Consider the following 15,913-nt stretch of genomic DNA (forward strand, 5'->3'; position numbering starts at 1 on the left):
GATTGCGGTAGTGGATTCACCGACGTAATCGCGGGTAAACCCGCTCCCACAGGGTCCGCGTAAAGCCCGCTAGGGTTGTTTGGCCATGATCGCCTTGAACAGCTCCGATTCCAGCCAGCCTTGCAACCAGGCCCTGAGCCTCGGGTAGGGCGCCTCGGCGAACCATTGCGGTTCGACCCCGGCGAACTGGCGGATAAACGGCAACAGGGCGGCATCGGCCAGGCTTGGGTGGTCGGCGAGCAGGTAAGGCTGCTCGCCGAGCAGCCCTTCCAAGTCCGCGAGGATCACCTGCGCTTGCTGCCGATAATGCTCCCGGGAGTGCTCGGGGTAGCGCTCGGCATATTTGTAGTGGTTCAGGTGAAGCTTGAACTCGCTGTCATTGCGCGCGATCAGCGCATCGATCCGCGGATCGCCATCGAGTCGCCAGTTCTGCGGATCATGCTGCGCCAACGCCCAGCGCATGATATCCAGGCTTTCCTCCAGCACCCGACCTTCGACGCTGAGCACCGGCACCGTGCCCTTGGGCGACAGCGCCAGCATCTGCGCCGGCTTGGCCTTCAGGCTGACTTCCTCGATCTGCACCGGCACCCCGGCGTAGCGCAGCGCCAGGCGTGCGCGCATGGCGTAGGGGCAGCGGCGGAACGAATAGAGGATCATCCCGCCACCTCAAGATGGCTCAGGCCATTGCCCTGGCGGCGCACCTGGATCTGCACGCCGATCCGTTCATGCATCTCCTGCACGTGGGAAATCACGCCGACCTTGCGCCCCTGGGCCTGCAGGCCGTCGAGGGCGTCCATGGCCAGTTGCAGGGATTCGGGATCGAGGCTGCCGAAGCCTTCGTCGATGAACAGCGATTCGATACGCAGGGTGCTGGACGCCATCGACGCCAGGCCCAGCGCCAACGCCAGGGAAACCAGGAAGGTTTCGCCACCGGACAGCGAATGCACCGAGCGCAGTTCGTCGCCCATCTCGGTGTCCAGCACCAGCAGGCCGAGCTGGCTGCCGCCGCGCTTGAGGCGGTAGCGCTTTACCAGCTGGCGCAGTTGCTGGTTGGCATGGTGCACCAGCAGGTCGAGGTTGTAGCTCTGGGCGATCTTGCGGAAGGTATCGCCGCTGGACGAACCGATCAAGTCGCTCAGTCGCGCCCAGCGCTGCCATTCCTCGCGGGCCTGGGCGATGCGCTCGGCCAGGCTCTGGCTGGCCTGCTGGCGGCGCTGGTCCTCGGCTTGCTGTGCGCGTAGCTCGGCGCACTGGTGCTCTTGCTGGTCGAGTTGCTGCTGGCTGGCAAGCAGGGTCTGGTCCAGCTCTTCGACGCTTTGTTCGGTGAGCTGCTGCTTCTGGTGCTGTTGCAGGCGCTCGTCACGTTCCTGGAGACGCACGCTGCATTGCTCGACGGCTTTCTCGGCCGACTGCAGGCGCTGGCGCAAAAGCGCGACCTGTTCGTCGTCCATGCCGAGCAGGGCGTCGAGGCCCTGTTCGTCCAGTTCGGGATGGGCCTGGCGCCACTGGTCGATGGCGGCGTCCAATTGCTGGCGTTCCTGGTCCAGCGCCTGGTGCTGCTCTTCCCGGGCCTTGAGTTCGCTGGCCAGGGCGGCGGCCTGGGTGCGGGCATCCTGCATCTGCTGGGCCAGGCCCGCCTCGCTGGCGCGGGCCTGTTCCACCGCCTGCTCCAGGGCGCGCTGCCAGTGATCGGCGTCGGCATGCTCGCCGATCAGCCCGGTCAGGGCCTGGCGTGCCTGTTGCTGCTGGGTTTCCAGCGCGGACAGTTGCTGGCTGCGCTGCTCCAGCGCCTGCTGGCGTTCCTGCTGCTTGGCCTCGAGGCTTTCCCGCTGCTTGAGGCGTTCGGCCAGTTCCTGCTGCTCGTCCTTTTGCTGGTCAAGCAGTTGCAGGCGGTCGCTGAGTTGCTGGTCGAGGCTGAGGAAGGTTTCCGACGGGGTTTCCCGCAGGGCCGCGAAGACGTCCGCCGGCAGCAGGGTTTCGAAGCGGGCCAGATCCTGGTCCAGGCGCTGCTGGTCGGCATTCAAGCCGTCCTGCTGCTGGTTCAGTTGCAGGGTGGCCTGGCGGTGGGCTTCGTTGGCGTCTTGCAGCTGCTGCTGAAGACGCGCGGCGTCCTGTTGCAGGGTCAGCAGGGTCTGCTGGCGCTGCTGGTCGCGCTCGATATCGTCGTTGAGGCGTCGCAGTTGCAGGTCCAGCCAGGGGCTGCGGGCGGCGCTGTCGTGCTCGGACAGTTGCGGCCACAGGGCCTGGGCCTGCAGGTCCGCGTCCAGGGCCTGGAGCTGGTTGTTCAGCTCTTCCTGCTGAACCACGGAGTCCTTGAGCTGGATGTTGATGCCGCCCACTTCGACGCGCAGGTCTTCGAGCTTGCGGGACAGGTCGTCGACCACCTTCTGCGCGGCGGCTTCCTCGCTTTCGTCATGGCGGGCGAGGTTTTCCAACAGGGCTTCCGGCTGGTGATACGGATGCTCCAGGCTGCCGCAGACCGGGCAGGGCTGGTCGTCCTGCAACTGCGTGCGCAGTTCCTCGACGCTGGCATTGCGCGCCAGGCGCTGGCGTTCCAGCAACTGGCGGGTCAGGGTCAGGGCCTTTTGCGCTTGCTCCAGTTCCTGCTTGCCCTGCAGGCCGGTGGCGATCAGTTGCTGGCGCTGCTGCTGGGCTGTGGTCTGGCGCTCACGCAGGGCATTCAGGCGCTGTTCGATTTCCTGCTGGCGGCTCCACAGCCGGGCCAGGTCCTCGAAGCCGCGTTGCAGCTTGCGGTTGTCCTGCAACAGGGTGCCGAGCAGGGCGATCTGTTCGGCGAGGGCTTGCGGCTCGGCGGCACTTTCCTGGAACAACAGATCCAGCGACTGGCGCAGCTGCGCGCACTCCTGCGCCCGGGCCTCGGCGGCCTGGCGCAGGGCCGGCAGCTCTTCGCGACCCTTGCCCAGGCGGTTGGCGGTGAGCATTACCTGCTGCAATTGCCCGCGATAGGCATTCCAGGCGCTGCCAAGGTCGGCAAGGCCGGCAGTCTGCTCAAGCCGGGCGGCGATGCTGGCGAGACTCTGCTCGTGGCGCTGCTGGTGTTCGACCAGGGTGTCGAGCTGGTTGCGGCCTTCACTGAAGGCGTGTTGCGCCTGTTGGCCCTGCTCGCGTTCACGGGCCAGGTCCTGTTCCAGACGGGTCAGGTTGTGCTGGATCTCGAAGGCCTGGCGCAGGTTCGGGGCGCTCTCGCTCTGCACGGCGAGGGCGTGTGCCAGCGCCTCCTTGGCGCCGCCGAGTTCCTGCTCCAGACGCAGTTGGCGCTCGCCCAGTTCCGCTTGTTGCCGGCGTTGCTGTTCCAGCGCGGCGGCCAACGGGGAGAGCTGGTTGAGTACCTCCTGGCGGCGGGCGAACTGGTGACGCTGCGGCGCCAGTTGTTCCAGGCGCTTCAGGTCCAGGCGTTCGGCGGCCAGGCCGTCCCACTCCTGGCGGGCGCTGGCAAGGGCCTGGGCGGCGGCTTGCTGCTGGTCCTGCAGGGCCAGCAGCTCGTTGAGCCAGGCGCGTTGCTGTTCGAGCTGGCGCAACTGGCCCTGTCCGGCCTTGAGGGCTTGCTGGGCCTCGGCCAGGCGCTGGTCGAGCGCCGCGCGTTCTTCTTCGCTCATCGGCAGCACGCCGCTGGCTTCATGCTCCAGCGACCTGTAGACCTCGGCAGCGTCCCGGGCCTTGATGAAGGCACGCTGGCCGAGCTGGGTATAGATCGCCGTGTTGGTGAGCTTTTCCAGCAGCTCGCTGCGTTCCTTGTCGTCGGCCTTGAGGAAGGCGCTGAACTCGCTCTGCGCCAGCATCACCGCACGGGTGAACTGGGCGAAGTTGAGGCCCAGGCGCGACTCGATCAGTTGTTCGTATTCGCGCTTGCTCTGGTTGCTCAGCAGTTGCTGGCTGTCCAGGTCATGCAGGCTCTGGCGGCTGCCCTGCAACTTGCCGGTGGCCTTGTCGCGGGCACGGTTGGCTTCCCAGCGGGCGCGGTAGCGGCGGCCGTCGATGCCGACGAAATCCACCTCGGCGAAGCAACTGCCGGTGCCGCGACGCAGCAGGGTGCGCGGGTCGTTGGTGAGGATTTCGCCGTCGGCATCGGGCACCTTGGTTTCGCGGCCGATGTTTTCCAGGCGCGGCACCGAGCCGAACAGGGCCAGGCACAGCGCGTCGAGCAGGGTGCTCTTGCCGGCGCCGGTCGGCCCGGTGATGGCGAACAGGCCGGCACTGGCCAAGGGTTCGGCGGTGAAATCGATTTCGAAAGGCCCGGCCAGGGAGGCCAGGTTCTTAAGGCGAATGGCGAGGATCTTCATGGCTGTTCCTCCTGCTGCTGGACTTCCTGCAACAGCAGGGCGAAATCGGCCAGGGTGCTGTCATCGGCGGCGCTGCCGTAGGCCTGTTCCCAGGCGCGGGCGAACAGGTCCTGGGGGCGCAACTGGCCCAGTTCCACCAAGCGCTGTTCTTCCTCGCCATCGGCGCCGATGCGCCCGGCGTATTCGGCGCTGATCCGCACCAGGCGCACGGCCTTGCCTTGCAGGGCGGTTTCCAGCTGCTGGCGCAGGTCGGGTTGCGGTTCATCCAGTTGCACCCGCACTTCCAGCCAGGGCTGGCGGTGCGGGTCGTCGAGCAGATCGACCACCGGCAACTCGGCGAGCTGTTCGAGAATCTCCGCCAGCGGCGCCGGCCCGATCCGCTGCAGCGCCACGGCGCGCGGCACGCTGCGGCTTTCGACGCTGACCAGCTTGTTGCCCTTGAGCTCCACTTCGAGGATCTGGTGCGGGTATTTGATTTCCGAGAACGACAGCGGCAACGGCGAGCCGCTGTAGCGTATGCGCTCCTCGCCATTGACCTTCTGCGGCTTGTGCAGGTGGCCGAGGGCGACATAGGCGATGTCCGCCCCGAACAGGCTGGCGGGCAGGGCCTCGGCGTTGCCGATGATCAGGCTGCGCTCGGAGTCCTCGGACACCGAGCCGCCGGCCATATGGGCGTGGCTGATAGCGATCAGCGCCTGCTTCGGCTGGCGCCGCTCCATGGCCGCGGCGATGAGTTTCTCGTGGACCTGGCCAATGCCACGCAAGTAATCCTCGCCCAGGTGCGGGCCGGTGACTTCGGCCGGGCGCAGGAAGGGCAGGGCCAGGCACCAGGCCTCGACCTTGCCCTTGGCGTTGGTCAGCGGCACCAGCAGGCGCTCGCTGTCCAGCTGGCCTTCGTCGAGCCACTGCACGCGGCCCAGGGCATGGGTGCGCAGGCTGCGCATCAGCGGGCCGGGCAGTTCGATGCGCGAACCGGAGTCGTGGTTGCCGGCGATCATCACGATGGTCAGGGCTGGTTGTTGCTCGTGGGCCTTGACGATGAAGTTGTACAACTGTTCCTGGGCCTTCACCGGCGGGTTCACGGTATCGAAGATGTCGCCTGCGATCAGCAGGGCATCGGGGCTGCGCAGCTTCAGCTGGCCGAGCAGCCAGTCGAGGAAGCAGGCATGTTCGAAATCGCGCTCCTGGCCGTGCAGGGTTTGCCCCAGATGCCAGTCGGAGGTGTGAAACAGACGCATGGATAGTCCTGTGACGGGGGCAGGATGGAAAACCGGTAATGGTACCTGAAATGTTGGAGTGCGGACCCTGTGGGAGCGGGTTCACCCGCGATTGCGTTGGTGAATCCACTATCGCAATCGCGGGTGAACCCGCTCCCACAGGGTCCGTGGCGCCTGGGATTATTTGGGATAAAGCGGCGGCAAGCTGCCGTTCTCGCCCTGGGGCGGCTGGGGCTGTTCGGCGGCAGGAATAGTACTGATCGCCTTCCATAGGTCCTCGCCTTGCCAATACTGCCCGGCCTCGCTGTACAGCGCGCTGTTCAGCCCGTCCAGGGCATCGGACAAGGGCACGAAGCGCGCGGCCATGTCGGCCAGGGTCTGCGGTTGCTGGCGTGCCCAGGCATCGAGGGCCTGGCGAGTGGCCTGGGGGTCGTTGGCCAGGCAGGCGCGCTTGAGGTCGTCGAGCAGGGTCCGCGGGCTGGGGCCGGCCTGGATCACCCGGGCCACTGCCGGCTGCGAGCGCGCCCGCCACCACAGGGCGAAGCCGGCCAGGGTGGTCAGGGCGAGGATCAGCGTGCTCAGTTGCCATGGCCAGAGCAGGCGGCTGCCCTGGTCTGCGCTCAGGCCCGGGGTTTCGGTCAGCGCCGGGTTGTCCTGCACCTTGAGGCTGCGCGCTGGCAGGCTGCTGTGTTCCAGGTGGTCTTCGCGGGTGTTCCACCACGTCACTTCCAGGGCAGGCAGCTCCAGGTTGCCGCTGTGGGTCGGAACCAGCGCCTCGCGCTCTTCGCGGCTGCCGATCAGGCCGCGCTCGTCGATCTGGTTGCGCAGTTGCGGCTGGTCCGGGTAACGGCGCAGGCCGGCGATTTCGCTGACCGGCAAGGGCGTGAGCTGGGTACTGGACAGCCCCTCGGCCTTGAGCAAAACGCTGCGGGTCAGGGAGTCGCCGATCTGGATCGGACTCTGCGCCGGGTCCGGGCTCCAGTGTTCTTCCAGGGTCAGGCTGCGTGCCGGCAGCCAGGGCGTGCCGGCCGGGTAGCTGGGCGGAATCGGCCGGACCTGCAACGGCAGCTCCCGCGAGGCCACCCGCACCTGGGTATTGCCGGCGGCATTCGGGCTGTCGCTGTCAGCCCCGGCGCTGGTGGCGCTGAAGGTCAGCGAGGGAACGGTCACGGCACCGCTCTGCTGTGGGTACAGGGCGTAGCGCATTTCGATCACGCCGTGGCGGATGCCGTTGATCAGCTTTTCATAGGTGCGCGATTCACCCAGCGGCTCGATCTTCACCCCTTCCATTTGCAACGGGCTGAGGCTGCTGTCGTCGTACAGCGATACCGAGTGGTAGATGCGCAGGGTCAGCACGGCCTGGGCCTGCACGTAGACGCTGGCCTGGTCGAGGCTGGCTTCGATGAAGACCGGGGCGAGAAGGGTCGCCGGGGTGTCTTCGGCAGCCTGCACCTGCAACTGGATCGGCGCGCTGTGCAGTTCGCCCAGGCTCAGCGCGGGGATTTCCAGGGTGCCGGCACGGCGCGGCATCAGGGTCACCACCCAGCGCGTGGTGGCTTCGTTCTGCCCGTCGAGGGTATTGAGGCTGTTGAGCTGGCGGGTGCCACGCACCTCGAAATCCGCTTGCAGCGGCGTCAGGTCCGGCTTGCCGAACTGGGTGACATCGCGGATTTCCAGGGTCAGCTCCAGGGTTTCGGCGGTGCTCAACTGGCTGCGGTCGACACTGGCGGCCAGCTCCTGGGCCTGGGCCTGCAGGGCGAAGAAAAGGCAGAAGACGAAGGCGCAGGCGCGGCTCATCGATGGGTTTCCTGAAGTTGTTGCTGTTCGTACCAGAATTTGCGTCGCAGCAGTTGCGATGGATTGTCCGGAATCTGCCGCAGCCATTGCTCCAGGGCCTGGCGCTGCTCGGCGTCGAGCGTATTGCCGGTAGGGCGCTGGGGCGGCCGGGTGGTGGACTCGTCGTCATCGCCGGCGGGGTTCTGCGGCGCCTGCACGGCGCCCGGGTCCTGCTGCTCCTGGGGTTCTTCGCCAGGTTGTGCGGTTTCCTGCTCGCTGCTGCTCTGCTGCGGATTGTCGCTGCTTTCGCCGGGCAGCGGCTGGGCGTTCGGCTGCTCCTGCGGGGCTTGCGGCTCTTCGGCGGGCGGGGTCTGTTCCTGCTCGCGCTGTTCCAGCAGTTGCTCGACCAGGGCCTTGTTGGTCAACGCCGGTTGCAGGTCGGGCTGGCGCTCCAAGGCCTGTTCATAGGCATCCACCGCCGCTTCCAGCTCGCCGCCGAGGGCCAGGGCATTGCCGCGGTTGTAATGGCCGGCGGCGCTGTCGTCGAGGGCGAACTGGCGTGCGGCCGCGGCGTAGTCGCCGGCCTGGTACAGGGCCCAGCCTTTCCACTGCGGGTCCTGGAAGTGCTTGGCCGCTTCCGCTGGGCGCTGCCGTTCCAGCAGGTGCTGGCCCTGCTGGTCGGGGCGGCGCCACAGTTCGTTGAATTCGAAGGCATAGGAGGGTTGCGGCAGGCACAGCAGCAGCGGCAGGCAGAACAACCAGCCGCGTCGCCCGGCACAGGCGGCCAGCAGCAACAGCGGCAGGAGCAGCCAGTAGCCCTGGTCGGCCCAGGTATCCAGTTGCACGGTCTGGCCATCGCTGCTCAGCGCCCGGGGCTGGTCGAACAGGCCCAGGCCGCGCAGGTCGAGGTCGTCGATGCGGGCATGCCGGTAGCGGCCGCCGAGCTGGCTGACGAAGGGCTTGAGGCTGCTGCTATCCAGCCGCGGCACCAGGATCGCACCGTCGGCATCCTTGAGGAATTCGCCGCTGGCCTGCCGCACCGGCGCCCCTTCGGCGCTGCCGATGCCGAGCATCAGCAGCGGCGGCCCGTTGCGCCCCAGGGCCTGGGCGATGCCCTGGCGTTCCGCGTCGGTCAGCGACGAGGCGATCAGCAACAGCCGGCCCTGGCCCAGGCCCGCCTGGGAGAGCAGCGCCAGGGCCTTGCCCACGGCCAGGTCGGCGCGCTGCCCGGCCAGCGGCATGATCCCCGGCTCCAGCGCTTCGAGCAGGTTGCGGCTGGTGCCGAGGTCGTCCGACAGCGGCACCAGGGTATGCGCACTGCCGGCGTAGACGACAATCGCGGTCTGGCTGTCGCGGCGGTGTTCGAGCAGGTCGAGGATCTTGCGCCGGGCCTGTTCCAGGCGGGTGGGCGGGGTGTCCTCGGCGAGCATTTCCGGGGTCAGTTCGAGCAGGATCACCAGCGGGTCGGCGGGGCGCTGGCGGGTTTCTTCCAGGCGCTCCCAGCTCGGCCCGAGCAAGGCCAGCACGCCGAGCATCCAGGCCAGGCCGAGGGCGATCCACGGCAGCTTGCTGTCGTGGCCGCTGCCACCGCCGAGCAGCACGCCATGGAACGCCGGCGGCAGGATCATCTGCCAGCGCCCGGCGCGCTTCTGCCGGTGCCAGAGTTTCCACAGCAGCCAGCCGAGCAGCGGCAGGGCCAGCAGCCACAGCGGGCGCATGAAGTGCGGCCAGAGTTCGCTCATCGACGCCTCCGCAGACGCAGGCGCTTGAGCCGCTGGCGCCATTCCGGGTGCGGCTGGAGGAAGTCCGGGCGGCGCAACAGGCGCTGGAGCAGCCGTTGCAGCAGGTGGTCGGGCCAGCGTTCGCGGATCACCAGGGCCAGGCTCAGCAGCATCGCCCCGGCCAGCGGCCAGGCATACAGGGCTTCGGCGGTACGCGCCTGGGTGGGTTGCTGCTCGACCGGTTCGAGCAGGTCGAGGGTGTCGCCGATGCTTTTCAGCTCGGCACCGTCGCGGGCGCGGAAATACTCGCCATGGGTGATCTGGGCGATCTCGCGCAGCGAGGCTTCGTCGAGGTCCAGGCTCGGGTTCAGGCCGATCTGCCCGGCCGTGCCGCTTTCCTCGGCACTGGCGCCGATGCCGATGGTGTAGATGCGGATGCTTTCCTGGGCGGCCAGGCGCGCAGCGGTGAGCGGGTGGATCTGCCCGCCGTTGTTGGCGCCATCGGTCACCAGGATCAGCACCCGGCTGTCGGTCGGGCGCGCGCGCAGGCGCTTGACCGCCAGGCCGATGGCGTCGCCGATGGCGGTGTTCTTGCCGGCGATGCCGACCTGGGCGTCGTCGAGGAAATTGCGCACGGTGCGCCGGTCGAAGGTCAGCGGCGCCTGCAGGTAGGCCTGGCTGCCGAACAGGATCAGGCCGACGCGGTCGCCTTCGCGCTGCTGGAGGAAATCCCCGAGCAGGTCCTTGACCAACGACAGGCGGCTGACCTCTTCGCCGTCCCAGCTCATGTCCGGGTAATCCATGGAGCCGGAGACGTCCACCGCCACCAGCAGGTCGCGGCCGCTGGCGGCCACCGGCAAGGGTTCGCCCAGCCACTGCGGGCGGGCCGCGGCGCACAGCAGCAGGAGCCAGACCAGCACGAAGGGCGCCTGCTGGCGCAGGGTCGGCAGGTTCAGGCGCGCGCGGCGGCCGGCCAGGCCTTCCAGTTCGTCGAGGAAGCTGACCTTGAGCACTGGCTCGCCGCTGTCGGCCGCCGGCAGCAGCAGGCGCGCCAGCCAGGGCAGCGGCAACAGGGCGAAGACCCACGGCCAGGCCAGTTCAAACATGCTTGCGGATCCAGGTTTCGACCGCCTGGTTGAGGCCGGCGATGGCTTTGTCGTCGAGGCGGCATTCGGGCTTGTAGGTGCCTTCCACCAGCACCATCCAGCGGGTCAGCCCGGCAGCCGGGCAGCGGTTGTCGAGAAAGGCCAGCCATTGGCGACCGTTGAGGGTATGGCTGTGGCTGTCCGGGTAGTGGTTGCGGCACAGGCGCTTGAGCAGGGCGTTGATCTGCTGCAGCCAGGCGCCGGCATGGGCGCCGTCGTAGGGCTTGGGCAGTTGCGCCAGTTCCGCCAGGGCGGCGATGCGGATCGGGTCCAGCGGCTGTTCGGCGCGCGGTACCCTGGCCTTGCGCGGCCGCCAGTGACGCAGGCGCCACAGGCCCCAGCCCAGCAACGGCACGAGCAGCAGCAAGGCCCACCAGCCCGGCGCAGGCGGCCAGGCGCTGACAGGGGGCGGGGCGATCAGCGGTTGCAGTTGCGCCAGTGGGTTCATCGCGGTTTGCCTGCCCGTTGTGGGTCCAGGTATTCGCGCAGTTGCTCGATCATTTCGCTCTGGGTGCTCAGGGGCATCAATACCACCCGCAGCTTTTGCGCGAGCATTTCCCAGCGCTCGATACGCGCCTCGCTCTGCTGGCGATAGCTCTGGCGCAGGTTGCTGTCGAGGGTATCGAGTTCCAGTTGCGCACCGCGCTGGGCGAAGCGCAGCAGGCCGGCGGCGGGCAGGGCGTGGTCGAGAGGGTCGGACAGCGGCAGCAGGAGCAGGTCGCAATGCCGCGACAGCAGGCTCAGTTGCTGTTCCACGCCAGGATTCAGGGCGCGCTCGTCGCACAGGATGATCGCCAGGCTGCCCGGGCGTAGCACTTCGCGGGCGCGACGCAGCGCGGTGCCGAGGTTGTCGCCCTGGGGCACCGCCTCGGTATGCAGCGACTGGTTGACCCGGGCCAGGCGGTTGAGCAGTTGCAGCAGGCTCTGCTTGCTGCGCCGGGGCTTGATTTCGTGGTGTTCGTTGTCGCCGAACACCAGCCCGCCGATACGGTCGTTATGGCCCAGGGCAGCCCAGCCGAACAGCGCTGCGGCCTGTGCGGCGAGCACCGACTTGAACATCAGCCCGGAGCCGAAGAACAACCGCCGGCTCTGCTCGACCATGATGAAGATCGGCCGCTCGCGCTCCTCGTGGAACAGCTTGGTGTGCGGCTCCTGGGTGCGTGCGGTCACCCGCCAGTCGATATTGCGCACGTCGTCGCCGGCCTGGTACACCCGCACCTGGTCGAAATCCACGCCGCGCCCGCGCAGCCGCGAATGGTGCAGGCCGACCAGCGGGCTGCGTTGGCCGGGAGCGGAAAACAGCCGGACCTCGCGCACCCGATGGCGCATCTCGATCAGCTCGCTGAGGCCGATGCGGATGCCGGGGGCGGCCAACAGTTGACTGGGCATGGGCTCAGGCAACGGCGACGACGTCGAGGATGCGCTGGATCACCCGGTCCTGGTCGATCCCGGCAGCCTCGGCCTCGAACGACAGGATGATGCGGTGGCGCAACACGTCGAACAGCACCGCCTGGATATCCTCGGGGCTGACGAAATCGCGCCCGGCCAGCCAGGCATGGGCGCGCGCGCAGCGGTCCAAGGCGATGGAGCCGCGCGGGCTGGCGCCGTAGGCGATCCAGTCGCCCAGCTCGGCGTCGTACTTGGCGCCGTTGCGCGTGGCCATGACCAGTTGCACCAGGTATTCCTCCACCGCATCGGCCATGTACAGGCCGAGGATCTCCTTGCGCGCGGCGAAGATCGCCTGCTGGCTGACCCGGCGCTCGGGCTTGGTTTCGCCGTTCAACGCCTCGCCGCGGGCCTGCGACAGGATGCGTCGCTCCACCGCTGCATCGGGGAAGCCGATCTTCACGTGCATCAGGAAACGGTCGAGCTGGGCTTCCGGCAGGGGATAGGTGCCTTCCTGCTCGATCGGGTTCTGCGTGGCCATCACCAGGAACAGCGGCGACAGCTCGTAGGTGCTGCGGCCCACGCTGACCTGGCGCTCGGCCATGGCTTCGAGCAGGGCCGACTGGACCTTGGCCGGGGCGCGGTTGATCTCGTCGGCCAGCACCAGGTTATGGAAGATCGGCCCTTGCTGGAACACGAAGCTGCCGGTTTCCGGGCGATAGATCTCGGTGCCGGTGATATCGGCCGGCAGCAGGTCGGGGGTGAACTGGATGCGATGGAACTGCGCCTCGATACCGTCGGCCAGTTCCTTGATGGCCTTGGTCTTGGCCAGCCCGGGGGCGCCCTCGACCAGCATATGGCCGTCGGCCAGGAGCACGATCAGCAGACGCTCGACGAGTTTTTCCTGGCCGAGGATCTGGGTGGAAAGAAAGGTGCGCAGCGCGATCAGCGCTTCACGGTGTTCCATCGTGACGGTTCCTGGAGTGACGCCGGGGCGGCATGCAGCGCCCGGACAGGGGCTGATACTTTAATCCATCCAGGGGGGCGGCGACTAACGGTACGGGGGAAATCTTTTACCGGGGAGGGGCGGATTCCTGGCGTCAAGGTACTGTGTCAAGAACCTTATGCGGCCCCTGTGGGAGCGGGTTCACCCGCGATTACGTCAGTGAATTCACCATCGCAATCGCGGGTAAACCCGCTCCCACAGGGGCCGCGCCGGGCACAGGTTCTGCGGCTGACCCGTAACCCTGTGGGAGCCGGCGTTGCCGGCGATGAGGCCGGCCAGACCTGTCATTTCTGCCAGTTGGCCCCGGCGAATGGCAGGAGTACAACCGCTACAACGAATTGCTGGAGCCGTCCGGTGAACCCTTCGGTGCATACCCACACCCCGGTACTGAACGTGATCGACGGGCGCGGGCTGGACGTGCGCCGGGTGGATTATCACCGGGCGCAGGCGGGGCAGGCGGCTGAGCGGCGGTTGCAGGCGAGCCGTTTCGATGCCGCTGCCCGGCAGCGCGAGCAGTGGGATGCGCGACTGTTCGAGGGGCAGGGCGCGGCGAGCCAGCGGCAGTTGACCAGCCTATCCGGCAGGGCGCTGCTGGACGAAAGCGGCGATGCCGCTGGCAATTGCTGTTGCCGGGCGACGCCGGGCAGGTGCTGGAGCGCTGGGATACCCGGGGCGGACACTGGCAGACCGGCTATGACGAGCGCCTGCGGCCGCTGTCGATTCGCGAGGCTGGCCGGCTGGCCGAGCGCTTTATCTACGGAGCGGAAGAGGATGTGAATCGCCGGGGCCCGCTGCTCCGGCATGACGATGAGGCGGGTAGCCGGACGGTCATCGGCTACAGCCTGGGCGCTGAAGAATCCGGGGAAACCCGCTGTTTTCTTGAATCGCTCGAACTGCCGGACTGGTCGCAGGCGCCGTCGCTGGAGCCGGGCGAGGGTGAAACCACCCGCCATGCACATGGCCCGCTCGCCTCGGAAAAGCTCGAGCAGATCGATGCCCGCGGCAATCGCCAGGTGTTCCGCTACGGGTTGAATGGCCTGTTGTCCGGACTGACGCTGCGCCTGGCTGAGGGCACGGAGCATCGGGTGCAGGCCGATATCCGCTACAACGCCCAATTGCAGATCGAATCCCGCACGGCCGGGAATGGCGTGGTCAGCCGGTTGCACTACGATCCGGCCAACGGTCGTCTTGTGCGCTTCAGTGCCAGTCGTCCGGGGCGCTCGATGCTCCAGGACCTGGTCTACGCGCATGATCCGCGGGGCAATGTGCTGCAGATCGAGGATCACAGCCAGCCCGTACGGCATTTTGCCAACCAGCGGGTCGACCCGGTCTGTACCTTCCTCTACGACTCGCTTTGCCAACTGATCGAGGCCAGCGGACGCGAGGCGGCGGGCGTCGTTTCCGGCCCGGACTTGCCGGAGCTGGCGCCGGATACCAGTCAGTTGCTGAATTACAGCGAGTTCTACTACTACGACGCCAGCGGCAACCTGGTGTCCCTGAGGCATGTCGGCCAGCAGCAATGGACCCGCACCTTCGAGGTGGCGGCGCACAGCAACCGTGCGTTGCCCGCGCCCGCAGACCCTGCGACCGGGTTCGATCCGAACGGCAACCTGCTCGAACTGGCGCCGGGCCAGCCGCTGCAATGGAGTGCCCGCGACCGACTGCTTGCTCTGCGCCAGGTGACGCGTGCGAACGCCCAGGACGACGAGGAACAGTATCGCTACGGCGGCGATGGCCTGCGCGTACGCAAGGTTGCGGCGCGGCTTGTGGCCGGGCGCATGCAGCACGGCGAAACCCGTTATCTGCCCGGCCTGGAACTGCATACCCGGCAAGGGGAAGCCTTCGCGGTGCTGCAGGTCGAATCCTGCCGTTGCCTGGTCTGGAGCGAAGGCCAGCCCGAGGGCATTGCCGGCCCGCAATGGCGCTACGGCGTTAACGACCTGTACGACAGCAGCGCACTGGAGCTGGACGGCGAAGCGCGGATCATCACCCACGAAGGCTATTCCCCCTTCGGCGGCACGGCCTGGTGGGCGGGGCGTTCGGCGCTGGAGGCGGGTTACAAGACCAGCCGCTATTCAGGGCGGGAACGGGACAGCAGCGGGCTTTACCACTATGGGTTGCGCTACTACGCGCCGTGGCTAGCGCGCTGGATCAATCCGGATCCGGCGGGGGATGTGGATGGGCTGAACCGCTATGCGATGGTGCGGAACAACCCGGTGACGCGGGAAGACCGGCATGGGCTGGTCGGGGCCGACAAGCAGGCCGTGGTTGCAGAGCCGGCGCGCCGGCAATTCGTGAGTCAGCATTTCACCCACGAAGTCGAGGGTCACACGGTGCGTTCCACCTATTTCGATCAAAATTATGTCGAGAGCCGGTTCAGCAACACCTACGAGCCCGACCGATGGCTGATGGAGCACAACTACAAGAAAACCGACACCCGCTCGTTCTTTGCCAGCGATGTGGCGCTTCATCAACTCGAACTCGTCTACGGTAGCCTGGACAGGGTCCCTCGGCCCTCGACCATCGTGCGTAGCAACGTCGTCAACCTCGAGGCAAGGGATGCGCTTGCCGGCCTGGAAAGTGAGTCCGGAGAGCTGAAACGGGTGTTTTTCGACGAAACCCCCAATGGCAAGACTACCCGGCATTTGATGCAGGCCATGAAGCTGGAGCCTGCCGCGGTCACGGTGGATTTCCAGCCAGGCATCTTCAAGCCGCAGATGTACATTACTGTCCATGTCGCCAACGCCATGCCGGAAGCCGGTCGCCTCGTTCGCTCAGGCAATGGCGATGGTCACTCGACTCAAGCTGGTCAGCAGGCGCGTAGCGACTCCCGGCAAGGGGCAGATGAGTGGCGCGACTTCCCTATCGCCGCAGGCGTGCGGGTCCACTACAGGAAACGCAGTGAGACCTGGCTATGAGGCTGAGTGCTGGACGACCAGGGTCCCGACCCCCTTGAGAAGCACCTTCAACACCGCCTCGATCTCCTCCAGATCATCCCCCAGCGCGCTCGCGATATCGATCTCCAGCACATCATCCCCACCGAACAGCTCGGTCGCCCCCGGCGCCGTCTCGATCAGCAGGCGGGCGGCGCTGAGGGTCACCTTGATATCCCGCAACGCTTCGCTTTCATCCTCGATCATCAGGCCGACCTCGTCTTCATCGGGGTAGCGGCTAAGGATGAGCAGGCGCCCATCGGTGTTGTTGCTGCCGAGGGTAGCGAGGTTGTCTTCTTCGTCATCGCAAGCGTTGCCGAAGATCAGCGCGGAAGTCAGTTGCATGGTGCAGCTCGATCAAGGAAATGAAACGCAAGTGTGCCAGCGTTTGCCCCCGGGATGAATCTCCGGCTGCACCTGCCTGTCCG

At 67.1% G+C, this 15,913-nt stretch carries 11 protein-coding genes; 1 reads left to right on the plus strand and 10 read right to left on the minus strand.

All coding sequences use genetic code 11. The features are described from left to right. Positions 1–69: 69 nt before the first annotated feature. The 9 genes from ACKLLE_RS25110 to ACKLLE_RS25150 form a co-directional block, all read right to left on the minus strand. Positions 70–657: a glutathione S-transferase gene (locus ACKLLE_RS25110; RefSeq protein WP_420059363.1), complete on the minus strand. Its 588-nt coding sequence runs from the start codon at positions 655–657 to the stop codon at positions 70–72. After that, a complete protein-coding gene (locus tag ACKLLE_RS25115) occupies positions 654–4,301 on the minus strand; it encodes an SbcC/MukB-like Walker B domain-containing protein (RefSeq protein ID WP_420059364.1) in 3,648 nt (1,215 codons plus the stop codon). Before ACKLLE_RS25115 ends, ACKLLE_RS25110 begins: the two co-directional genes overlap by 4 nt. Next, the gene (locus tag ACKLLE_RS25120) at positions 4,298–5,539 is read right to left on the minus strand and encodes an exonuclease SbcCD subunit D C-terminal domain-containing protein (protein ID WP_420059365.1); all 1,242 of its coding nucleotides are present in this window, start codon (positions 5,537–5,539) and stop codon (positions 4,298–4,300) included. The genes ACKLLE_RS25115 and ACKLLE_RS25120 overlap by 4 nt, the downstream gene beginning before the upstream one ends. A gap of 159 nt (positions 5,540–5,698) precedes the next feature. After that, positions 5,699–7,315 (minus strand): BatD family protein, encoded by a 1,617-nt coding sequence (locus ACKLLE_RS25125; protein ID WP_420059366.1) that lies wholly within the window; start codon positions 7,313–7,315, stop codon positions 5,699–5,701. Continuing rightward, the gene (locus ACKLLE_RS25130) at positions 7,312–9,036 is read right to left on the minus strand and encodes a VWA domain-containing protein (RefSeq protein ID WP_420059367.1); all 1,725 of its coding nucleotides are present in this window, start codon (positions 9,034–9,036) and stop codon (positions 7,312–7,314) included. Before ACKLLE_RS25130 ends, ACKLLE_RS25125 begins: the two co-directional genes overlap by 4 nt. Then, complete coding sequence (locus tag ACKLLE_RS25135) at positions 9,033–10,121, minus strand: vWA domain-containing protein (RefSeq protein WP_009403149.1); 1,089 nt, start codon at positions 10,119–10,121, stop codon at positions 9,033–9,035. The genes ACKLLE_RS25130 and ACKLLE_RS25135 overlap by 4 nt, the downstream gene beginning before the upstream one ends. Then, positions 10,114–10,608 (minus strand): DUF4381 domain-containing protein, encoded by a 495-nt coding sequence (locus ACKLLE_RS25140; protein WP_009403150.1) that lies wholly within the window; start codon positions 10,606–10,608, stop codon positions 10,114–10,116. Before ACKLLE_RS25140 ends, ACKLLE_RS25135 begins: the two co-directional genes overlap by 8 nt. Next, positions 10,605–11,549 (minus strand): DUF58 domain-containing protein, encoded by a 945-nt coding sequence (locus ACKLLE_RS25145; RefSeq protein WP_009403151.1) that lies wholly within the window; start codon positions 11,547–11,549, stop codon positions 10,605–10,607. The genes ACKLLE_RS25140 and ACKLLE_RS25145 overlap by 4 nt, the downstream gene beginning before the upstream one ends. A gap of 4 nt (positions 11,550–11,553) precedes the next feature. Beyond that, positions 11,554–12,513 carry an AAA family ATPase gene (locus ACKLLE_RS25150; RefSeq protein ID WP_064303528.1) on the minus strand — a complete coding sequence of 320 codons (960 nt, stop codon included), beginning with the start codon at positions 12,511–12,513 and terminating at the stop codon, positions 11,554–11,556. 665 nt (positions 12,514–13,178) lie between these two features. Between ACKLLE_RS25150 and ACKLLE_RS25155 the strand changes: the two genes are divergently transcribed. Continuing rightward, positions 13,179–15,470, plus strand: a complete 2,292-nt coding sequence (locus tag ACKLLE_RS25155; protein WP_420059368.1) for an RHS repeat-associated core domain-containing protein — start codon at positions 13,179–13,181, stop codon at positions 15,468–15,470. Here ACKLLE_RS25155 and ACKLLE_RS25160 read toward each other — a convergent pair. Then, positions 15,465–15,830 carry a hypothetical protein gene (locus ACKLLE_RS25160; protein ID WP_420059369.1) on the minus strand — a complete coding sequence of 122 codons (366 nt, stop codon included), beginning with the start codon at positions 15,828–15,830 and terminating at the stop codon, positions 15,465–15,467. The genes ACKLLE_RS25155 and ACKLLE_RS25160 overlap by 6 nt on opposite strands. Positions 15,831–15,913: the final 83 nt, after the last annotated feature.

It is taken from the genome of Pseudomonas bharatica (genome assembly GCF_048586865.1).
GTDB lineage: Bacteria > Pseudomonadota > Gammaproteobacteria > Pseudomonadales > Pseudomonadaceae > Aquipseudomonas > Aquipseudomonas bharatica.